This is a genomic window from Janthinobacterium aestuarii, from assembly GCF_051380835.1.
Lineage (GTDB): Bacteria > Pseudomonadota > Gammaproteobacteria > Burkholderiales > Burkholderiaceae_D > Janthinobacterium > Janthinobacterium aestuarii.
This window is the reverse complement of record NZ_JBNYXU010000011.1, coordinates 134897-154677: the sequence shown is the minus strand read 5'-3', so window position 1 is coordinate 154677 and position 19781 is coordinate 134897. Positions and strand designations below refer to the sequence as shown.

The 19781-nt window shown below is 62.4% G+C and carries 18 protein-coding genes; 11 read left to right on the top strand and 7 right to left on the bottom strand.

What is annotated here, in order from left to right; translation table 11 throughout:
• Positions 1-164 precede the first annotated feature (164 nt).
• The 3 genes from ACQ4WO_RS24730 (at position 165) to ACQ4WO_RS24720 (ending at position 2384) form a co-directional block, all read left to right on the top strand.
• Positions 165-836: a glutathione S-transferase gene (locus ACQ4WO_RS24730; protein WP_436483644.1), complete on the top strand. Its 672-nt coding sequence runs from the start codon at positions 165-167 to the stop codon at positions 834-836.
• Positions 837-1052: 216 nt separating this feature from the next.
• On the top strand, positions 1053-1826 hold the full coding sequence (locus tag ACQ4WO_RS24725; protein ID WP_034745632.1) for a 5'-3' exonuclease: 774 nt from the start codon (positions 1053-1055) through the stop codon (positions 1824-1826).
• 147 nt (positions 1827-1973) lie between these two features.
• Entirely contained in the window at positions 1974-2384 is a 411-nt protein-coding gene (locus tag ACQ4WO_RS24720; protein ID WP_128143204.1) for a response regulator, read from the top strand.
• Here the strand turns inward: ACQ4WO_RS24720 and mnmA are convergent.
• On the bottom strand, positions 2381-3502 hold the full coding sequence (gene mnmA / locus ACQ4WO_RS24715; RefSeq protein WP_436483643.1) for a tRNA 2-thiouridine(34) synthase MnmA: 1122 nt from the start codon (positions 3500-3502) through the stop codon (positions 2381-2383). The two genes, ACQ4WO_RS24720 and mnmA, sit on opposite strands and share 4 nt — an antisense overlap.
• Before the next feature lie 42 nt (positions 3503-3544).
• Entirely contained in the window at positions 3545-4024 is a 480-nt protein-coding gene (locus ACQ4WO_RS24710) for an NUDIX hydrolase (RefSeq protein ID WP_034745637.1), read from the bottom strand.
• A 412-nt stretch (positions 4025-4436) separates the two neighbouring features.
• Here ACQ4WO_RS24710 and ACQ4WO_RS24705 point away from each other — a divergent pair, with 412 nt between their 5' ends.
• The 4 genes from ACQ4WO_RS24705 to ACQ4WO_RS24690 all read left to right on the top strand — a co-directional run bounded on the left by ACQ4WO_RS24705 (position 4437) and on the right by ACQ4WO_RS24690 (position 8459).
• Complete coding sequence (locus ACQ4WO_RS24705) at positions 4437-5549, top strand: Re/Si-specific NAD(P)(+) transhydrogenase subunit alpha (protein ID WP_436483642.1); 1113 nt, start codon at positions 4437-4439, stop codon at positions 5547-5549.
• 24 nt (positions 5550-5573) lie between these two features.
• Positions 5574-5888: an NAD(P) transhydrogenase subunit alpha part 2 gene (locus ACQ4WO_RS24700; protein WP_034745644.1), complete on the top strand. Its 315-nt coding sequence runs from the start codon at positions 5574-5576 to the stop codon at positions 5886-5888.
• An 8-nt stretch (positions 5889-5896) separates the two neighbouring features.
• A complete protein-coding gene (locus tag ACQ4WO_RS24695) occupies positions 5897-7351 on the top strand; it encodes an NAD(P)(+) transhydrogenase (Re/Si-specific) subunit beta (RefSeq protein ID WP_436483724.1) in 1455 nt (484 codons plus the stop codon).
• 139 nt (positions 7352-7490) lie between these two features.
• On the top strand, positions 7491-8459 hold the full coding sequence (locus tag ACQ4WO_RS24690; protein WP_436483641.1) for an IS1595 family transposase: 969 nt from the start codon (positions 7491-7493) through the stop codon (positions 8457-8459).
• 6 nt (positions 8460-8465) lie between these two features.
• Here ACQ4WO_RS24690 and ACQ4WO_RS24685 read toward each other — a convergent pair whose 3' ends face one another.
• The 5 genes from ACQ4WO_RS24685 to ACQ4WO_RS24665 form a co-directional block, all read right to left on the bottom strand.
• Positions 8466-9410: a GGDEF domain-containing protein gene (locus tag ACQ4WO_RS24685; RefSeq protein ID WP_436483640.1), complete on the bottom strand. Its 945-nt coding sequence runs from the start codon at positions 9408-9410 to the stop codon at positions 8466-8468.
• Positions 9411-9525: 115 nt separating this feature from the next.
• Positions 9526-10668: a UbiH/UbiF/VisC/COQ6 family ubiquinone biosynthesis hydroxylase gene (locus tag ACQ4WO_RS24680; RefSeq protein ID WP_436483638.1), complete on the bottom strand. Its 1143-nt coding sequence runs from the start codon at positions 10666-10668 to the stop codon at positions 9526-9528.
• Positions 10669-10677: 9 nt separating this feature from the next.
• Complete coding sequence (locus ACQ4WO_RS24675; RefSeq protein ID WP_436483723.1) at positions 10678-12000, bottom strand: aminopeptidase P N-terminal domain-containing protein; 1323 nt, start codon at positions 11998-12000, stop codon at positions 10678-10680.
• Positions 12000-12719: an N-acetylmuramate alpha-1-phosphate uridylyltransferase MurU gene (gene murU, locus ACQ4WO_RS24670; protein WP_436483637.1), complete on the bottom strand. Its 720-nt coding sequence runs from the start codon at positions 12717-12719 to the stop codon at positions 12000-12002. The genes ACQ4WO_RS24675 and murU overlap by 1 nt, the downstream gene beginning before the upstream one ends.
• Before the next feature lie 197 nt (positions 12720-12916).
• A complete protein-coding gene (locus ACQ4WO_RS24665) occupies positions 12917-13984 on the bottom strand; it encodes an aminoglycoside phosphotransferase family protein (protein WP_436483636.1) in 1068 nt (355 codons plus the stop codon).
• Positions 13985-14083: 99 nt separating this feature from the next.
• Between ACQ4WO_RS24665 and ACQ4WO_RS24660 the strand changes: the two genes are divergently transcribed.
• The 4 genes from ACQ4WO_RS24660 (at position 14084) to rsmA (ending at position 19774) form a co-directional block, all read left to right on the top strand.
• Positions 14084-16321, top strand: a complete 2238-nt coding sequence (locus ACQ4WO_RS24660; protein ID WP_436483634.1) for an LPS-assembly protein LptD — start codon at positions 14084-14086, stop codon at positions 16319-16321.
• Positions 16322-16424: 103 nt separating this feature from the next.
• Positions 16425-17819: a peptidylprolyl isomerase gene (locus tag ACQ4WO_RS24655; RefSeq protein WP_436483633.1), complete on the top strand. Its 1395-nt coding sequence runs from the start codon at positions 16425-16427 to the stop codon at positions 17817-17819.
• A gap of 19 nt (positions 17820-17838) precedes the next feature.
• On the top strand, positions 17839-18894 hold the full coding sequence (gene pdxA / locus ACQ4WO_RS24650; RefSeq protein WP_436483631.1) for a 4-hydroxythreonine-4-phosphate dehydrogenase PdxA: 1056 nt from the start codon (positions 17839-17841) through the stop codon (positions 18892-18894).
• A 100-nt stretch (positions 18895-18994) separates the two neighbouring features.
• On the top strand, positions 18995-19774 hold the full coding sequence (gene rsmA, locus ACQ4WO_RS24645; RefSeq protein WP_436483629.1) for a 16S rRNA (adenine(1518)-N(6)/adenine(1519)-N(6))-dimethyltransferase RsmA: 780 nt from the start codon (positions 18995-18997) through the stop codon (positions 19772-19774).
• Positions 19775-19781 lie beyond the last annotated feature (7 nt).

Below are 19781 nucleotides of genomic sequence, written 5' to 3'. Positions count from 1 at the left end.
GGGGGTTTCCTTACTTATTGGAAACAAAACAAGATAAGGGAAGATTGAAAAGTTATCAATTGAAAATACTGTTTTTCGCATTTTTTTTTGCAGAGTCCCTTGCGCCGCCCCAATCCGGCCGTCCCGGCTATACTGGAACTCAACCATCGCTTAACGGGAAAACCATGATCGTCGTCCACCATCTGAACAATTCGCGCTCGCAGCGCGTGCTCTGGCTGCTCGAGGAACTGGGCCTCGACTACGAGGTCAAGCGCTACCAGCGCGACCCGAAAACCATGCTGGCGCCCGCCTCGCTGAAGGCCGTCCACCCGCTGGGCAAGTCGCCCGTGATTACGGATGGCGCCAACACCATCGCCGAATCGGGCGCCATCATCGAGTATCTGGTCGAGCGCTACGGCAATGGCCGCTTGATCCCGGCGGCGGGCACTCCGGAGAAGCTGCGCTGGACCTATTGGCTGCATTTCGCGGAAGGCTCGGCCATGCCGCCGCTGCTGATGAAGCTGGTATTCGACAAGGTCGAATCGTCGCCGATGCCGTTTTTCGTCAAACCGATCGCGCGCGGCATCGCCAGCAAGGTCAAGAGCAGCTTCATCCTGCCCAATATCAACAGCCAGCTGGCCTACATGGAAGCGGAGCTGGAGAACAGCAAATGGTTTGCCGGCAATGAATTCACGGCGGCCGACATCCAGATGAGCTTTCCGCTGGAAGCGGCCGCCATGCGCGGCGGACTCGACGGGCGCCTGCCGAAGCTGACGGCGTTCCTGCAGCGCATCCATGCGCGGCCCGCCTACCAGCGGGCGCTCGAACGGGGCGGGCCCTACGATTTCGCCAAATGAGAACGCCTAACCAAACCTACTGCGCGTCGCGACTTGCGGCCTGCGATGCTCACCGTACTTGAGTACGGTTGCGCTTCTTAGCCACAATTCACTTCCGCTCGCTACGGTTTTGTTAGGCGTTGTTACGCCGCGTAAAACCTGCCAAGCGGAATTCGCGGGGAATAGTGCTTGCTCCATACGGTAAAATGATCAATTCAATCAGTATCCACTTACCGCATGGCCAGACTCCTCGCTATCGACGGCTTGAATATCGTACGCCGCGTCTACGAAGCCAGTCCTGAACCCGATTCCGACCTGAAGGCGGAGATCGCGCTGCGCCATGCGCTGTCGTCGTTCCGCACGCTCATCAACGACCACGAGCCGACGCATATCCTGCCGGCCTTCGATTTTGGCGGCCCGACCTGGCGCCACGCGCTGTATGCTGGTTACCGCGAGGGGCGCCAGCCCATGCCGCAGGTGCTGCGCGACGCCTTGCCCGGCTTTTACGCCACCCTGGCCAGCTTCGGCATGCACGTGGTCAGCATTCCCGAGGTCGAGGCCGACGACGTGATCGGCACGGCCGTCATGCGCTGGCTGCACGAGGGGCGCGGCGCGGCCGTCATCGCCACCACCGACAAGGATTTGCACGGCCTGATCGCCCACGGCGCCCTGGTGTGGGACCATTTCAAGGGCGTCTGGCACGACCACGCCTGGGTCGAGAAAAAGTTCGGCGTGCCGCCGGAACTGCTGCCCGACCTGCTGGCGCTGATGGGCGACGTCACCGACAGCATCCCCGGCGTGTCGAAGATCGGCCTGAAGACGGGCGCAAAACTGTTGCGCGCCTACGGCAATATCGATGCCGTGATGGCCGGCGCGGGCATTTTACCCGGTGCGCTGGGCGAAAGCCTGCGAAAAGAGCGGGAAATACTGTATCTTTCAAGAAAGTTGGTGGAACTCAAGACCGACGTGACCTTGGGTGTCACCTGGAACAAGCTGGTGTGGGAAAAGTAGAGCGCCCAAAAAAAGCTCATGGCGTTGTTGCCTTGCCTCGTCGTACATTCGTACTGCCTTCGGCAACGCGCCTAGCCCTGAGCATTTTGATGGGCGCTCTCTGAGTGGAACTCGCAATAGAAAATCAAGCAAGGGAAGTAAATCATGATGTTAAAGACAGTCCTGATCGATAGCAGTGCCGTGGCGCGCGGCCTGCTGAACACGGTCCTGACCGATGGCGGCTACGATGTCTGCGGGCAGACGCATACGAGCGCGCTGGGGCTGGCGCTGCTGGTCAAGCACCACCCGCATTTCGTCTGCATCGCGCGCGAGCAGGTGGAAGACGGGACCAATGTGGTGCAAACCATCCGCGCCCAGTATCCGAAGACGCTCATTTTCATGGTCTCGGGCGGCATCGATGCCACCTCACTGCAGGCGGCCCTCGCCATGGGCGTGTCGGGCTTCATCGTGAAACCGTTCATGGCCGACACGGTCCTGAAAACCGTGCGCAATACGGTGATTGCCATGGTGCGCAAGCAGCAGCAGGCGCTTGCCGCCGCCGCGCAAGGCAATAGTTAGACGCCAGCCAGGCCCGTCGCGCTGGCGATGATGCCGCCACCGAGGCATACGTCGCCGTCGTACAGCACGGCCGACTGGCCCGGCGTGACGGCCCATTGCGCATGGTCGAAGGCCAGGCTGAAGTGTTCATTCCCGTCCGGCAGCAGCTGGCAAGCCACGTCGGCCTGGCGGTAGCGCGTCTTGGCGCTCAAGGAGCCCGCCTGCGGCGCCGTGCCTGCGACCCAGCTGGCCTGGTCGGCCGTCAGGGATGGCGACAGCAGCCACGGGTGGTCATGGCCCTGCACCACCCACAGGGTGTTGTTGGCGATGTCCTTGCGCGCCACGTACCAGGCGTCGCTGCTGCCGTCCGCGTTCTGGTACGACTTCACGCCGCCGATGCCGATGCCCTTGCGCTGGCCCAGGGTATAAAAACTCAGTCCCACGTGTTCGCCCACCGTCTTGCCGTCGGCCGTTTTCATCGGACCCGGCTTGTACGACAGGTAGCGGTTCAAAAATTCGCGGAACGGGCGCTCGCCGATAAAGCAGATGCCCGTCGAATCCTTCTTTTGCGCGTTCGGCAAGCCCAGTTTCTCGGCGATCTGGCGTACTTCCGTTTTCGGGATTTCGCCGAGCGGAAACAGGGTTTTCGACAACTGCGCCTGGTTCAAGCGGTGCAGGAAGTAACTTTGGTCCTTGCTGGCGTCGACGGCTTTCAGCAGTTCATAACGGCCCGCGTCGGTCGGTGCCTGGCGCACGCGCGCATAGTGGCCGGTGGCGATCAGGTCGGCGCCCAGGGTCATGGCGTGGTCGAGAAAGGCCTTGAACTTGATTTCGGCGTTGCACAGCACGTCCGGGTTCGGCGTGCGGCCGGCCTGGTATTCGCGCAGGAAATCGGCGAACACGCGGTCCTTGTATTCGGAGGCAAAATTGACGGCTTCGATATCGACGCCGATGACGTCGGCCACGCTGGCCGCGTCGATCCAGTCCTGGCGCGTGGAGCAGTATTCCGAATCGTCGTCATCTTCCCAGTTTTTCATGAACAGGCCGATGACTTCATAGCCTTGTTCCTTCAGCATCCATGCCGCGACAGAGGAATCGACCCCGCCCGACATGCCGATAACGACTTTCTTCTTGCTCATCTTGCTTTCCAGTGTACTTTAATAATATGGCAATGCGTATTGCTATGCGCTATTGAAAACAGACGCATGCGTGTGCAGCAGGGCCAGCGGCGCGCGCCTGCCAGCCAGGTATTCGTCCACGCACTGCAGCACCAGCGGGCTGCGGTGGCGCTCCTGGCACGCGGCCAGCTCGTCGCGCGTCATCCACAAGGTGCGGATGATGCCTTCGTCCAGCGGGCGGTCGTGCTCGGCGCCAGCCGTGCCGCAAAAGGTGAAGCGCAAGTAGGTCACGTCCTCGCCCGTGCGCAACGACTGATAGCGCGACATGTACATGCCGACCAGTGCCGTGGGGATGAAATCGTAAGCCGCTTCTTCCAGCGTTTCGCGGATCACCGCCTGTTCCAGCGACTCGAACGGGTCGAGGTGGCCGGCCGGTTGATTGATCTTGATGCCTTCGCTGGTCTCTTCTTCAATCAGTAAAAACAGGCCGTCGCGTTCGACGATGGCGGCAACGGTGACAGAGGGTTTCCAGATTCTCGGCATGATTCCATCCTTGAAAGAGCCGACATTTTATCTTGTTCTGCGCGCGCGGTTTGAAGCCGGCCTTTTGTTGCGCGGACATATTGATAAATGACAACGTTTTAGCAAATAGCGGTGGGAGGTACTTACGTCTTTCCCGGGGAGCGCACTAGCATGGGGGCATAGTTGGCAAGATGGCAGGAAGCGCCCGCTAATATAGGCTTTCCCTGTGGTCAAAACAAGCGCGCACACGTGCTCGACTGTGGTGAGATTGACACACCTTTCCCACAATATGGTCGCCATACCGCATGGCGGAACAAGGATTGGTATTACGGGTAAATTAGTGTCGTACGACTAAAAGTTGCTGCTTCACAAACGTTTAACGCGCTGCTTTCCGTGTTAGATTCTAGTCAGTTTATCAATTAGCGGAGGCATCATGAGGATAGGCATACCGGCCGAAACACGGCCTGGTGAAACGCGGGTGGCAGCAACGCCCGAGACAGTCAAGAAGCTGGCAGCCAAGCATCAGATCGTCGTGCAGTCGGGAGCGGGCTTGCAAGCCTCGATTCCCGACGACGCGTATGCCGCCGCCGGCGCGCAGATCGGCAGCGCCCAGGAAGCCTATGGCTGCGCCATCGTGCTCAAGGTGCGCGCGCCCGATGCCGGTGAGCGTGCCCTGATGGCCAGCGGCACGGTGCTGATCGGCATGTTGAATCCGTTTGATGCGGACAATATCGCCGCCATGGCCACGGCCGGCCTGTCCGCCTTCGCCCTGGAAGCCGTGCCGCGCATCACGCGCGCGCAGTCGATGGACGTGCTGTCCTCGCAGGCGAACATCGCCGGCTACAAGGCCGTGCTGGTGGCCGCGAATACCTACCAGCGCTTCATGCCGATGCTGATGACGGCGGCCGGCACCGTCAAAGCCGCGCGCGTGCTGATCATGGGTGTGGGCGTGGCAGGGCTGCAGGCGATCGCCACGGCCAAGCGCCTGGGCGCCGTCATCGAAGCGTCCGACGTGCGCCCGCCCGTGAAGGAACAAGTGGAGTCCCTGGGGGCCAAGTTCCTCGACGTGCCTTTCCTCACCGAGGAAGAAAAAGAGATCGCCAAGGGTTCGGGCGGCTATGCGCGCGCCATGCCGGCCGACTGGATGCGCCGCCAGGCCGAACTCGTGCACGAACGGGCGAAACTGGCCGACATCATCATCACCACCGCGCTGATTCCCGGCCGCGCCGCGCCCGTGCTCATTTCCGAAGAAACGGTGAAAGCCATGAAACCCGGTTCCGTCATCGTCGACCTGGCCGTCGAGCAGGGCGGCAACTGCCCGCTGTCGGAACTGGGCAAGACGGTGGTGAAACACGGCGTCTACATCGTGGGCGAGCCGAACCTGGCGACCCTGGTGGCGGCCGACGCCTCGGCCCTGTATGCGCGCAACGTGCTGGACTTTTTAAAGCTCATCATCGACAAGGACGATCAATTGCTGATCGACCGCGAGGATGAAATCATCAAGGCCAGCCTGGTTTGCGCAGGCAATGACATCCTCAGAAAATAACGCGGCGCCGGAGAGAACAACATCATGGAAATCAGTCACACCATCACCAACCTGATCATCTTCGTGCTGGCCATTTATGTCGGCTACCACGTCGTCTGGACCGTCACGCCGGCGCTGCATACGCCGCTGATGGCCGTCACCAATGCCATTTCCGCCATCATCATCGTCGGCGCCATGCTGGCGGCCGGCCTGACCGATGGCCCGCTGGCGCAAGTGGCCGGCACCCTGGCCGTGGCGCTGGCCGCCGTCAACGTGTTCGGCGGCTTCCTCGTCACGCAGCGCATGCTCGAGATGTTCCGTAAAAAAGAACCGAAGGCCAAGCAAGGAGCAAAAGAATGAGTCACGCCATGAGCTTCGTCACCATGAACCTGGTGACGATGATGTACCTGATCGCCTCGGTGTGCTTCATCCAGGCCTTGAAAGGCCTGTCGTCGCCATCGACGGCGCGCCGCGGCAATGCCTTCGGCATGAGCGGCATGGCCATTGCCGCCGTCACCACCGTGGCGCTGATCCTGAAACTGAAGGAGCAGCAAACGGGCGGCATGGGCCTGACCCTCGTCATCATCGGCATCGTCACGGGCGGCGCCATCGGCGCCTACCTGGCGAAAACCGTGGAAATGACGAAGATGCCGGAACTGGTGGCGGCCATGCACTCGCTGATCGGCCTGGCCGCAGTGTGTATCGCCGTGGCGGCCGTGTCGGAACCGTGGGCTTTCAATATCGCCAAGCATGGCGAGGCGCTGCCCATCGGTAACCGCTTCGAACTGTTCATCGGCACCTTTGTCGGCGCCATCACGTTCTCCGGTTCCGTGATCGCCTTCGGCAAGCTGTCGGGCAAATACAAGTTCCGTCTGTTCCAGGGCGCGCCCGTCAGCTTCAAGGGCCAGCACATGCTCAACCTCGTGCTGGCGCTGGTGATGGTGGGCCTGGGCCTGGCGTTCTGCTTCGCCGATGGCGTCGAACCCGCGTGGACGCCGTTCATCGTGATGACCCTGATCGCCTTTGCGCTGGGCGTGCTGATCATCATCCCCATCGGCGGCGCCGACATGCCGGTGGTGGTGTCGATGCTCAACAGTTACTCGGGCTGGGCCGCGGCCGGCATCGGCTTTTCGCTGAATAACTCCATGCTGATCATCGCGGGCTCGCTCGTGGGATCCTCTGGCGCGATCCTGTCTTACATCATGTGCAAGGCCATGAACCGTTCGTTCTTCAACGTCATCCTTGGCGGCTTCGGCGGCGATGCGCCAGCGGCCGGTGTGGCCGGTGCACAGGAGCAGCGTCCCGTGAAATCGGGTTCGGCCGACGATGCCGCCTTCATCATGAGCAATGCGGAAACCGTCATCATCGTGCCCGGCTACGGCCTGGCCGTGGCGCGTGCGCAGCACTCGTTGAAAGAACTGGTGGAAAAGCTCACGCACAAGGGCATCACCGTCAAGTATGCGATCCACCCGGTGGCGGGGCGCATGCCGGGCCACATGAACGTGCTGCTGGCCGAGGCGGAAGTGCCGTACGACCAGGTCTTCGAGATGGAAGACATCAACGGCGAATTCGGCCAGACGGACGTGGTGCTGGTGCTGGGCGCGAACGACGTTGTCAACCCGGCGGCGAAGGACCCGACATCGCCGATCGCCGGCATGCCGATCCTGGAAGCGTATAAAGCCAAGAGCATCATCGTCAACAAGCGCTCGATGGCGTCCGGCTATGCGGGCCTGGACAACGACCTGTTCTACCAGCCGAACACGATGATGGTGTTTGGCGATGCGAAAAAGGTGATCGAGGATATGCTCAAGGCCGTCGAATAAACGCCGTTTGCTGCGACCGGACGGCCCGCCTTGCGCGGGCCGTTTTTTATGGCTCTGTCCTCGGCAAGTAGGGGAATTCCAGGAATCTTTCCGTGTCCCTGCTGTCTGACTGTGCATGCCAGACAAACGGGAGCCCTCCATGCTACTAGCCCAGTGGGAAAACTTCATCGCCCAGTTCGCCGCTTTGAGCCGCCGCCAGCGCCTGGCGGGCATCACCCTGCTGCGCGGGGCCGCATCGCAAGACGTCACCGTGGCACTGGTCGAAAGTGTTGCCAAGCAACGCTTGTACTGTCCCGCATGCAACAGCAGCCATGTTCACCGGCACGGCCATGCGCACGGCTTGCAGCGCTACCGCTGCGTGCCCTGCGGCCGCACCTTCGACGCCTTGACGGGCACGCCGCTGGCGCACCTGCGCCACAAGACCTTGTGGCTCGATTACGCCGATTGTCTGCTGGCATCGGATTCCGTGCGCAAGGCGGCGAGCCAACTGGGCGTGCACCGCAATACCACGTTTCGCTGGCGCCACCGTTTTTTGTCGTTGGCAAAGACGGATCGGCCGCATGGCCTGCACGGCATCGCCGAGGCAGACGAGTTATATCTGCTGGAATCGGAAAAGGGATCCAGAAACATGACACGTCCGGCGCGCCGCCGTGGCAGCCATGCCCACAAGCGCGGCATTTCCAATGAACAGGTCTGCATCCTGGTGGCGCGCGACCGCACGGGCCAGACCCTCGATTTCGTCACGGGCAAAGGGGCGCTAACCAAGGCGCAGTTACGCCATTGTTTGTTGTCCATGATCGACAAGGATGTGCTGCTGGTCACCGACGGCCATGCCGCCTATCGGGCTTTTGCTCGGGAAGCGGGCATCAGCCACCAGGCCGTCAACTTGCGCGCCGGCATCCGCGTGCAGGGCGCCGCCCACGTGCAGAACGTCAACGCCTATCACAGCCGTTTGCGACAATGGATGGGTCCGTTTCACGGGGTGGCAACGCGCTACCTGCCGAACTATCTGGGATGGCGCTGGATACTTGACGCCAGGCGCATCCGCTCCCCTGAAACGTTATTGAAGGCAACGCTGGGCGCCTTCCCACATCTGACGGTGACATAGCCTTTTTTATTCGGCCGCCACTACCTTGTTGCGTCCCTGGTGCTTGGCCGCATACAGGGCCTTGTCCGCATCGGACATGGCTGCATCCAGGGTGGCGCCGGCTGTCAGGGACGCCACGCCGATGCTGATGGTCACCTGCAGTTCGCCGCCATCGGGCAAAGGCGTGATGGCGGCGGCCACGGCGGCGCGGATGCGTTCGGCCACCATGTGCGCCTGGCGCAGGCTGGCGTCGGGGAACAGCAGGCCGAATTCTTCGCCGCCCAGGCGCGCCGCCACGTCGGTGATGCGTCCCGTGTCGCGCAGCGCCTGCGCCACCGTGCGCAGCACGGCGTCGCCCACGGCATGGCCGTAGCGGTCGTTGATCTTCTTGAAATGGTCGAGGTCGGCCACGCCCACGGTCAGGGCGGCGCCGCTGCGCGCTGCGCGCGCCATCGCCTGCTCGGCTTGCGCTTCATACGCGCGCCGGTTCGGCAGTGACGTCAGCGCATCGTGCAGCGCCTGCTGTTCCAGCTGCGCCAGCAGGCTGGCGTTTTTGGCAGCCAGCTCGCGCCGTTCGCGCACGTCGAGCAAGAAGGCACCGAAATAGCGGATGCCGTCGACCACGCCCAGGTCCATCGCCTTCATTTCGATGGGGATCATCTGCGTGTCGCGGTGGCGGATGGCGAATTCGCGTATCTTGCCCAGCACGCTGGACGTGCGCGAGCTGCGGATGTAATTGATCACGTGGTTGTCGTGCTGCGCGCCGACGGCGTCGGGCAGCAGGCCGTTCAAAGTCTGGCCCAGCAATTCCCCGCTCGCATAGCCGGACAGCGCCTGCATGGCGCCATTGATATAGCGGATGCGGCAATGCTCATCGATGATGATGACGGCGTCGAGGGCGTCTTCCAGCAGGCGGGAAAAGAGCACTTCGGGAAGAGTGGCAGGCGGTGCTGCGGGCAATGCATCTGTCATGGAACGGTCGCCAAAAGCCAGGTGACAGCCATTGTCGCATCCGCGGGCCGTTTACTCCATGCCGGATATGTTCCCTGTTTCTTTTTCGCCCCAGCCATTTCCTTATTCTTAAGACTCAGCGGCGGCCGTACATCATCAGCCCAGCCAATGCCTTGCGTGCAGGAGGAAATGCGTCCAGCAAGCCCAGCGACAGGCCCAGCAAGCCTTGCGTGGGGGCGCTGCCAGTGAAGATGCGCGCCATGGTGTCGGTGACGCGCACGGTCAGCCCCCGGTCGGCCTGGCGCAGGCTGGCGTAGCGTTCCAGCCCGGCGGGGCTGCTGTCCTGTGCCAGCACGCGGGCCAGCACGGCGGCGTCGCGCAAGCCCAGGTTCAAGCCCTGTCCCGCCACCGGATGCAGGGTTTGCGCCGCATTGCCGATGGCGACCGTGCGCGCCGTGCCGTTCGCCTGCGCGTTCAAGCCCAGCGGATAGGCCAGGCGTGGCGTCGTATGCGTAAAGCGTCCCAGGCGGCTGCCGAAGGCGGCGCCCAGGCGGACCAGGAAGGCAGCGTCGTCCAGCGCCAGCAATTGCTCGGCGCGCGTGGGCGGCACGCACCACACCAGCGCGTAGCCGTCGTCCTGCGGCAGCAGGGCCAGCGGACCTTCGTCGGTGAAGCGCTCATATGCGCGGTGGACGATGGGGCTACTTGTGCGCACATGGGCGATGATGGCGCTTTGGCCATAGTCGCGGCTGACGGCCCGTTCCTGCTGCTGGCCGAACAGGCCGCCCTCGGCTTGCACCAGCAGGCTGGCGCGCAAGCTCGACGCGGCACCGGCCTGGTCGATCTGCACGCTGACGCCATCGGCGTCTTCCACGCTGCCCGTCACCAAGGCCGGGCGCAGGCTGGCCACGCCCAGGCGCTCGCACACGTCGGCCAGCGCGCTGACGACGGCGCCGTAACGGGCCACATAACCGAGCGCTTCGACGCCATGCTCGCTGCGGTCCATCAGGCTGCGCCCGAACTGGCCGCGGCGCGAGACGTGAATTTGATGGATAGGCGTCGCTTCTACGGGCCAGGCGCCCGCTTCCTCGAGAATCTGGCGGCTGCCGTGCGACAGGGCGATGGTGCGCGGGTCGCGCCTCGCTTGTTCGATGGATTTGGCGTCGAGCAGGACGATGCCGGCGGCGCGGCTGCCGCGCTGCACCAGCAGGGCGGCCAGCGCCATGCCGACGGGGCCGGCGCCGCAGATGGCGAGATCGAAAGTGGACGGTGTATGCATGCGGCGGCGTTAATCCTGTGACATCAGTTGTTCGATTTCAGCGACGCTTTTGGGCGCCGTGCTGAAGACTTCATGGCCTTGCGGCGTGACCAGCACATCGTCTTCGATGCGGATGCCGGTATGCCAGAACTGCTCCGGCACACCCGCGCCGGGGCGCACGTAGATGCCCGGTTCCACCGTCAGCACCATGTCCGGTGCCAAAGCGCGCCACGGTTTGCCGGGGGTATCCGTGTCGCGGTAGGCGCCCACGTCGTGCACGTCCATGCCCAGCCAGTGGCTGGTGCCGTGCATGTAGAAGGGCATATAGGCCTTGTCGGCGATGACGTCCTGCACGCTGCCGCTTTTATGCCGGTCCAGCAAACCGAGGTCCAGCATGCCCTGCGCCAGTACCTGCACGGCCGCTTCGTGGATGGCGCTGTGCGGCAAGCCGGGGCGCACCATGTCCAGCGACGCTTGCTGCGCCGCCAGCACCAGTTCATACAGCGCCCGCTGCGGGCCGCTGAAACGGCCGTTGACGGGCCAAGTGCGCGTGATGTCCGAGGCGTAGCCATCGAGTTCGCAGCCGGCGTCGATCAGCACTAACTGGCCGTCTAGCAGGACCGCGTTATTGGCGCTGTAGTGCAGGATGCAGGCGTTGCCGCCGCCGGCCACGATGGAGGAGTACGCGGGGAACTGCGCGCCGCTGCGCCGGAATTCGTACAGCAGCTCCGCTTCGAGCGCATATTCGTGCATGCCGGGCCGCGTGGCGCGCATGGCGCGCACGTGGGCGGCGCTGGAAATGGCGGCCGCGCGGCGCATCAGCTGCTGTTCTTCCGTGTCTTTCAGCAGGCGCATGGCGTCGAGCATGCCATTGATGTCATGCGCGATGGCGGGCGCCGTGACGCCGCTGCGGGCCTTTTGCCGCACGTTGTGCCGCCAGAGCTTCACTTGTGCATCGAGGCTGCCGCCCAGTGCATAGTAGATGGCGGGGGCGTCGGCCAGCAGGCGCGTCATTTCCACGTCGAGTTCCTCGATGGGGAAGGCGCTGTCAAAACCGAAGCTGGCGCGGGCCGCCTCGGGGCCGTGGCGGAAACCGTCCCAGATTTCGCGCTCCGTGTTCTTGGCGCGGCAAAACAGGATGGCGCGCGCGGGTGCCGTGGCGCTGGCGGCCACCAGTGCCAGTGCGCTGTCGGGTTCCGTGAAACCGCTCAGGTAATAGAAATAGCTGTCGTGGCGATACGGATAATCGCAATCGCTGTTGCGCGGCACTTCGGACGCCGTGGCGAGAATGGCCACGCTGCCCGGCAGCATCTGCGTCAGCAGCGCCGCGCGCCGTGCCGCGTAGTTGGCCATCATGCCGCAGGCGCCTTCGCCGCCACGCCATTGAGCGCGTCGAGCTGTGTCGGCGTGCCCACATTGGTCCACTCGCCAGGATAGACTTCACCGCCCACGCGGCCCTGGTCCGCATACCGGCGCAGCAAATCGCCGAGTTTGGCGTGGCTGCCGGGCGTGATGCCGTCGAACATTTCGGGACGGTACACGCCGATATTGGCAAAGGTCCACTTGGTGTCGTCCGTATTGTTGATCGCGAACAAGGTCAGGCCGAAATCGCCCTTCGGGTGGAAGTCGGGATTGGGCACCAGATAGGCCCAGGCGATATCGCGCTGGTCGGCCGGGTACGGCGTGCCCAGCACGTCCTTGTCGGCCAGCACGTCGAGTACCTGCTTGAAATCGAAATACGGGCAATAGATGTCGCCGGAAATGGCGAGGAACGGTTCCTCGCCCAGAAGGTAGCGCGCCTGGGCGATGCCGCCCGCTGTTTCCAGTGGCGTGGTCTCGGGCGAATACGCGATGCGCGCGCCGTACGCGCTGCCGTCGCCCAGAGCTTCCTCGATCAAATGGCCCAGGTGCGAGTGGTTGATGACGATGTCCGTGATGCCGGCGCGCACCAGGTTCAGCACATGCCAGACGATCAGCGGACGGCCGCGCACTTTCAGCAGCGGTTTGGGACAGGTATCGGTAAGCGGACGCATCCGTTCACCGCGGCCTGCGGCAAAGATCATGGCTTTCATGGTGAGATTCGTTTTCTGTTTCGTTCGGTAAAGGTTGCGTGGCGTGAGCCGTACAATAAGTTAATTCTGCAGTAGCGACACCTGGCAAAACCGTAGCGAGCGGCAGTCGTTTGTGGCCGAGAAGCGCAACCGTACTCTAGTACGGTGAGCATCGCCGGCCGCAAAGCGCGACGCGCAGTAGGTTTTGGGCGGTGTCCTCAGAATGTGTAGCCGACTTGGGGTGTTTTATTCTCCAGTGCATCGAGCAAACGCACCAGCGGCTTGAGTTCCGTGTAGCGGTTGGCTGTCTTGCGCACGTAGTCGAGCACGGTTGGCAGGTCGCCCATGTACAGATCCTTGCCGTCGCGGTAATTCAGGCGTGCGAACAGGCCGAGGATTTTCAGGTGGCGTTGCAGGGCCGTGAATTCGAAATCGCGGTAGAAGGCGTCGATGTCGGGATTGACTGGCAAGCCCAGCTGTTTGGCGCGCTGCCAGTAGCGGATCACCCAGTCGAGCACCAGTTCTTCATCCCACTGGATATACGCGTCGCGCAGCAGCGAGGCGATGTCGTAGGTGACGGGGCCGAAAACGGCGTCCTGGAAATCGAGGATGCCGGGATTCGGGATGGAGCCATCGTTGATGTGCATCAAATTGCGCGAATGGTAGTCGCGGTGCATGAATACTTGCTGCTGCGACAAGATATTCGCCGTGATGGCTTCGAAGACCTTGTCCAGCTGGGTTTGTTGTACATCCGTCAAGGTGGCGCCCAGATGCTTGCCGATAAACCATTCCGGAAACAGATTCATTTCGCGCAGGATGAAGGCGCGGTCGAATTCGGGCAAGACGTCCGGTTGGCTGGCCAGCTGGATTTTCATCAACGATTCCAGCGCTTCGGCGTACAGCACGCTGGCGTTGTCGTGGTTCAGGGCATCGAGATACGTGGTCGTGCCCAGGTCGGAAAGCAGCAGGAAGCCCTGCTCCAGGTCTTGCGCGATGATTTCGGGCACGGACACGCCGGCGCCCTTCAGCAAGCCGGCCACCTTGACAAAGGCGGGCGCGTTTTCGCGCTCGGGCGGCGCATCCATGGCGATCAGTGTACTTCCTGGTAATGTTGCGTTGCCTGGCAGCACATCGAGACGGTAGTAGCGGCGGAAGCTGGCATCGCTGGAAGCGGGGCGGGCGGATTCGGGCGCAACGAGGTTAAGCGAGGTCAACCAGGCTTTCAACAGGGTCAGGCGAGCGTCGGCGGAGGCCGGCGCGGTGGAGGAATTGGGGGAGAATGACATTAAGCGGCCTGTGGAATCGGGTTGATGGTGCAGATTCCCATATAATAAGGGATTCAAATCAAAAAATCGCCTGTCAATGGTGCTTGCCCCTTCCAATTCATGAGCTGGTTTTCGGCCTCCCCCCCCTCGCAGCGCTGGGCTTTCGCCATCAGCGCGCTCGTTGCCGCCACGACGGTGCCTGTCCACGCCCAGAAAGCACCGCGTCCCGTGCATGTGGAAGATCCCGACGCGCCCACCGTCATGACGGCAAACAGCATGAACGGTCGCCCCGAAAGGGAGATCAATCTCGACCAGAATGTCGTGATTGAGCGCGGAAAAACCACAAAAATGACGGCCGATACAGCTTGTTACAAACAAGTTGAAGATCAGTTCGATGCCGAGGGCCACATCAAAATGTGGCGTTTCGGCGATTATTACACGGGTGACGTCCTGAAGCTGAACATGGAGACCGGCAAGGGTTTCCTGCTCAACCCGACGTATCGCTTCGCAGTGGGCGGCGGCCAGGGCAAGGCCGAGCGCGTCGACTTCATCAATCCCGACGAAGCGAATGTTATCGACGGCACGTACAGTACCTGCGAAGGGCCGAATCCGGACTGGTACCTGAAATCGAGCACCTTGAACCTCGATACGGGCCGCGACGTCGGCACCGGCAGCAAGACCATCATCTATTTCAAGGACGTGCCGATCCTGGGCACGCCGGGCATTTCGTTTTCGTTGTCGGGTGCGCGCCGCTCGGGCTGGCTGGCGCCCACGCCAGGCTTTGCTTCGAAGAACGGTTTCGAGCTGCTGATGCCGTATTACGTGAACATCGCGCCGAACCGCGACCTGACCCTGTTTCCGCGTTACATCCAGCGGCGCGGCATCCAGCTCGGTGCGACGGGCCGCTACATGGGCGAGACGGATGCCGGCTTGTACGGCGGTGAAACGTCGTTCGAGTTTTTGCCTAACGACAAGCAAACCAAGACCAACCGCTACATGATCAAGTCCAAGCATGAGCAGGAGCTGGCCAAGGGCTGGACTTACAGCTGGGATTTGCGCGAGGCGTCCGACAATAATTACCCGAACGATTTTTCGAAAACCGTCGCCACCGCCACCGAGCGCCAGTTGCTGCGCGAATTGCGCACCGATTACCGCACCGAGGACTGGAGCCTGACGGCGCGCGTGCAGAATTACCAGGTGCTGCAGGATCCCGATCCCAACGTGGTCGTGCCGCGCCCGTATGACCGCTTGCCGGCGGTAAACTTTCATGCAGGCAAATACGACGTCTGGGGCGGTTTCGACTGGACCTTCGACGCGGAGGCGACGCGCTTCGCACATCCGACACAGGTGCAAGGCTCGCGCCTTGTGGCCGTGCCGCAGGTGAGTTTCCCCATCATGCGCCCTGGCTACTTCATCACGCCCAAGCTGATGCTCAATGCCAGCGCGTACCAGCTCGACAATGACGCGCGGACCAAGGCGCTGTTTAAGGACACCTCGTTTACGCGCGCCGTGCCGACTTTCTCGGTCGACAGCGGCCTGGTGTTTGAGCGCGACTCGAATCTGTTTGGCACCAAGGGCGGCACGCAAACCCTGGAGCCGCGCTTGTTCTATGTCTACACGCCGTACCGCGACCAGTCGCAGTTTCCGAACTTCGATACGGCCGATGGCACGTTCAACCTGACGCAGATTTTCACGGAAAACCGTTTTGTCGGCAGCGACCGCATCGGCGACGCCAACCAGGTCACGGCTGCCGTCGTCTCGCGCTTCTTGCAGTCGGACGGCACGGAGCGCATGCGCCTGACTTTCGGCCAGCGTTTCTATTTTGCCGACCAGCGCGTGCAACTCAACTCGACGACGCCCGTCAACCAGTCGCGTTCGGATATCCTGCTGGCCGCGACGGGCCGCGTGTCCGAGACTTGGACCGCCGACAGCCTGGTGCAGTACAATCCCAGCGATCGCCGCCTGATGAGCTACAACTACACCTTGCAATATCAGCCAGGGCCGAAGAAGGTATTGAATTTCAGTAACCGTTTTCAGCGTGACGTCCTGCGCAATGCGGAAGTGTCGACCCAATGGCCGTTGACGGACCGCCTGTATGGCGTCGGCCGCATCAGTTACTCCATCAAGGATCGCAGCATGCTGGAAAGCCTGGTCGGCCTCGAATACAAGGGCGACTGCTGGGTGTTCCGCATGGGCGCGCAGCGTTTCGTGACGACGACCAAGACTGTCTCGACGCCGATCTTCTTCCAGCTGGAATTGACGGGCTTGTCGAATGGCCTGGGCTTGGGCGCGAATGGCCTGGAAACTTTTACAAAAACCATCCCCGGTTACCAGACATTGAGCCAGCCACTCCGTTAAGATAGGCACCGTTGCCGCCGCCGGTGTTCCCGGCGCTGGCACAAACCGGTTTTTTTATTCACCTGAACTCATGAGCGCTCTACACATTATGCGTAATGCCAGTATGCACCAACTCAAAATTGCAACGGTTTTGTTGTGCGCCATTTCCGGCGCCACGACCAGTAGTGTCTGGGCGCAACAGGCTGCGCCAGCTCCTGCGGCCAAGCCCGCTGCCGCCGCCCCGGCGCCGGTCAAGGGCTTCACGCCGCCCGCGTCGAGCAATGGCCAGACCATCGACTCCATCGCCGTCGTCGTCAATGACGATGTGATCACGCGCAATGAAGTGGCGGCCCGTATCAAGAGCGTGGAGCAGCGCATGAAGGCGCAGAACGTGCCCTTGCCCGATCCGGCCGACCTGCGTCGTCAATTGCTCGAGCGCATGATCGTCGAGCGTGCGCAAATGCAGCTGGCCAAGGAAATGGGCGTCCGCGTGGATGACCTGACCCTGGACCGTGCGATTGGCCGTATTGCTGAGCAGCAAAAAATGACGGTGCAAGAGTTGCGCAACCAGATGGAAAAGGAAGGCACGCCGTTTGCGGCCTTCCGCGAAGAAATCCGCGATGAAATCATCATGCAGCGCCTGCGCGAGCATGAAGTCGACGCCAAGATCCAGATTTCCGATTCTGAAGTGGATAACTTCCTGGCAGCGGAAAAAGCGGCAGCCAGCGAACAGGTGGAGCTGAACCTGGCGCAGATTCTCGTGCGCATTCCGGAAAACTCGAGCCCCGAACAGATCGCCGCGCGCCGCGCGCGCGCCGAAGAAGTCAGCCGCCAGCTGCGCACGGGCGCCGATTTCGCCAAGATGGCCGCCACCTATTCCGACGCCAGCGATGCGCTGAGCGGCGGCGATATCGGCTGGCGCAATAGCGACCGCTTGCCGCCCCTGTTCACGGAGCAATTGCTGAAATTGAAGCCGGGCCAGATCACGCCTATCATCAAGAGCAACACGGGTTTCCATATCCTGAAACTGGTGGACCGCCGCAGCGCTGCCGAGGCGCAAGCCGTCGCCGCCGTGCAGCAGACGCATGCCCGCCACATCCTGCTGAAAGTGACGCCAACCCTGTCGGCGGCCGAAGCCAAGCGTAAATTGCTGGAACTGAAAGAGCGTCTCGATAACAAGGCCGCCAAGTTCGAAGACCTGGCCCGTTTGTTCTCGAACGACGGTTCCGCGGCCAAGGGCGGCGACCTGGGCTGGCTGTATCCAGGCGACACCGTGCCGGAATTTGAAACGGCGATGAATGCGCTGAAACCGGGCGAAGTGAGCGAGCCGATCGAATCGAGCTTTGGCTTCCACCTGATCGAAGTGCTGGAACGCAAGAGCGATGACGTCTCGAAAGAGAAGCAGCGCGCTGCCGCACGCAACGCCTTGCGCGAACGCAAGCTGGAAGAAGCGACGGAAAACTGGGCGCGCGAAGTGCGCGACCGTGCTTACGTCGAATTCCGCGCGGACGACCAGTAATGCCGCTGACTGATTGCGCATGAGTAACTTGCCTGTTGCCCGCCGCCCGACCATCGCCATTACCTGTGGCGAACCGGCCGGTGTCGGCCCGGAAATCTCAATCCGCGCCGCCTGGGCCATGCGGCATGAGGTCAACTGCATCCTGCTGGGCGACGCCGCCTTCCTGGCGCTGACGGCCAGCCTGATCGACCCGGACATCCGTCTGGCGGCGCTGTCGCTGCAAGCCGTGCGCAACAGTGGCTTGCCCCAGTTCGGACCCGGCCGCCTGGCCGTGATCGATATTCCCACTGTGAACAATGTGATTCCTGGCGTGCTGGACAAGGAAAACGGGCGCGCCGTGCTCGCCACCTTGGACGCGGCCGTGGAAGGCATCGAAGCCGGCTGGTTTGGCGCCATGGTTACGGCGCCCTTGCAAAAGAGCACGATCAACGACGCCGGCGTGGCCTTTTCCGGCCATACGGAATACCTGGCAGAAAAAACCGGCACGCCGCAAGTGGTGATGATGCTGGCCGGCGAACCCGGCCATGGCGAACCCACCCTGCGCGTGGCGCTGGCCACCACGCACCTGCCGTTGAAGGACGTGTCCGCTGCCATCACCATGGACAGCCTTGCCGTCACCCTCGATATCCTCCAGGCGGACCTGCAACGGAAATTCGGCATCGCCGCGCCGCGCATCCTCGTCACCGGCCTGAACCCGCACGCGGGCGAGGGGGGGTATCTGGGACGCGAGGAAATCGATGTCATCGCTCCGGCGATTGCCGCGGCGCAAGCGCGCGGCATTGATGCGCGCGGACCTTACCCGGCAGACACCCTGTTCCAGCACAAATACCTGGCGGACGCCGACTGCGTACTGGCCATGTACCACGACCAGGGCTTGCCCGTGCTGAAATACGCGACCTTCGGGCGCGGCATCAATATCACTCTGGGCTTGCCGTTGATCCGCACCTCGGTCGACCATGGCACGGCGCTGGACCTGGCCGCGCAAGGGCTGGGGCTGGCCGACGGCCACAGCATGGAGCAAGCGCTGCAAACGGCGCTCGGCATGTTGCGCGCCAGCACCCCGACCAGAGCATAGAGCGTAGGTCGGGTTAGCCGGCACGGCGTAACCCGACGCTGCCTGCTCAACCGATTCCGCCGGCCTGTGCCGGCTTTACCGCATTAATAGAAAACACATTATGAAACACGTTGCCCGCAAACGCTTTGGCCAGAACTTCCTGCATGACCGCTTCGTCCTCGACGACATCACGGCCGCCATCGGGCCGCAGCCGGACGATGCCATGGTCGAGATCGGTCCCGGCCTGGGCGCCATGACGGAGCAGCTGCTGCGCCATCTGAAGCAGATGCACGTGGTGGAGCTGGACCGCGACCTGATCGTGCGCCTGGAAAAGACGTTCAATCCGGCCAAGCTGACGATTCACTCGGGCGACGCGCTGAAATTCGATTTCGCGCAAATCCCCGTGCCGGCCGGCCAGAAGCTGCGCATCGTGGGTAACTTGCCGTACAACATTTCCAGCCCGCTGCTGTTCCACCTGGCGGACTTCGCGCCGCTGGTGCAGGACCAGCATTTCATGCTGCAAAAGGAAGTGGTCGAGCGCATGGTGGCCGAGCCGGGCAGCAAGGCGTATGGCCGCCTGTCCGTGATGCTGCAATGGCGCTATGACATGTCGCTGCTGTTCATCGTGCCGCCGACGGCCTTCGACCCGCCGCCAAAAGTGGAATCGGCCATCGTGCGCATGATCCCCGTGGCCGAGCGTCTGGCCTGCGACCAGGCAACGCTGGAAGCCGTCGTCATGAAGGCCTTCTCGCAGCGCCGCAAGGTGATCCGCAACTGCCTGGCCGGCATGTTTACGGAAGAGCAGATCAAGGCGGCCGGCATCGACCCGACCCTGCGTCCGGAAACGGTGGGGCTGGAGCAATACGTGGCTTTAGCGAACTTGCTGAAGGTACCTGCTTAAGTATTAA

Excerpts from the sequence above, each read along its gene's own strand:
- ACQ4WO_RS24730 (WP_436483644.1), top strand. The coding sequence starts at position 165 with ATGATCGTCGTCCACCATCTGAACAATTCGCGCTCGCAGCGCGTGCTC.
- ACQ4WO_RS24725 (WP_034745632.1), top strand. The coding sequence starts at position 1,053 with ATGGCCAGACTCCTCGCTATCGACGGCTTGAATATCGTACGCCGCGTC.
- ACQ4WO_RS24720 (WP_128143204.1), top strand. The coding sequence starts at position 1,974 with ATGTTAAAGACAGTCCTGATCGATAGCAGTGCCGTGGCGCGCGGCCTG.
- mnmA (WP_436483643.1), bottom strand. The coding sequence starts at position 3,502 with ATGAGCAAGAAGAAAGTCGTTATCGGCATGTCGGGCGGGGTCGATTCC.
- ACQ4WO_RS24710 (WP_034745637.1), bottom strand. The coding sequence starts at position 4,024 with ATGCCGAGAATCTGGAAACCCTCTGTCACCGTTGCCGCCATCGTCGAA.
- ACQ4WO_RS24705 (WP_436483642.1), top strand. The coding sequence starts at position 4,437 with ATGAGGATAGGCATACCGGCCGAAACACGGCCTGGTGAAACGCGGGTG.
- ACQ4WO_RS24700 (WP_034745644.1), top strand. The coding sequence starts at position 5,574 with ATGGAAATCAGTCACACCATCACCAACCTGATCATCTTCGTGCTGGCC.
- ACQ4WO_RS24695 (WP_436483724.1), top strand. The coding sequence starts at position 5,897 with ATGAGCTTCGTCACCATGAACCTGGTGACGATGATGTACCTGATCGCC.
- ACQ4WO_RS24690 (WP_436483641.1), top strand. The coding sequence starts at position 7,491 with ATGCTACTAGCCCAGTGGGAAAACTTCATCGCCCAGTTCGCCGCTTTG.
- ACQ4WO_RS24685 (WP_436483640.1), bottom strand. The coding sequence starts at position 9,410 with ATGACAGATGCATTGCCCGCAGCACCGCCTGCCACTCTTCCCGAAGTG.
- ACQ4WO_RS24680 (WP_436483638.1), bottom strand. The coding sequence starts at position 10,668 with ATGCATACACCGTCCACTTTCGATCTCGCCATCTGCGGCGCCGGCCCC.
- ACQ4WO_RS24675 (WP_436483723.1), bottom strand. The coding sequence starts at position 12,000 with ATGGCCAACTACGCGGCACGGCGCGCGGCGCTGCTGACGCAGATGCTG.
- murU (WP_436483637.1), bottom strand. The coding sequence starts at position 12,719 with ATGAAAGCCATGATCTTTGCCGCAGGCCGCGGTGAACGGATGCGTCCG.
- ACQ4WO_RS24665 (WP_436483636.1), bottom strand. The coding sequence starts at position 13,984 with ATGTCATTCTCCCCCAATTCCTCCACCGCGCCGGCCTCCGCCGACGCT.
- ACQ4WO_RS24660 (WP_436483634.1), top strand. The coding sequence starts at position 14,084 with ATGAGCTGGTTTTCGGCCTCCCCCCCCTCGCAGCGCTGGGCTTTCGCC.
- ACQ4WO_RS24655 (WP_436483633.1), top strand. The coding sequence starts at position 16,425 with ATGCACCAACTCAAAATTGCAACGGTTTTGTTGTGCGCCATTTCCGGC.
- pdxA (WP_436483631.1), top strand. The coding sequence starts at position 17,839 with ATGAGTAACTTGCCTGTTGCCCGCCGCCCGACCATCGCCATTACCTGT.
- rsmA (WP_436483629.1), top strand. The coding sequence starts at position 18,995 with ATGAAACACGTTGCCCGCAAACGCTTTGGCCAGAACTTCCTGCATGAC.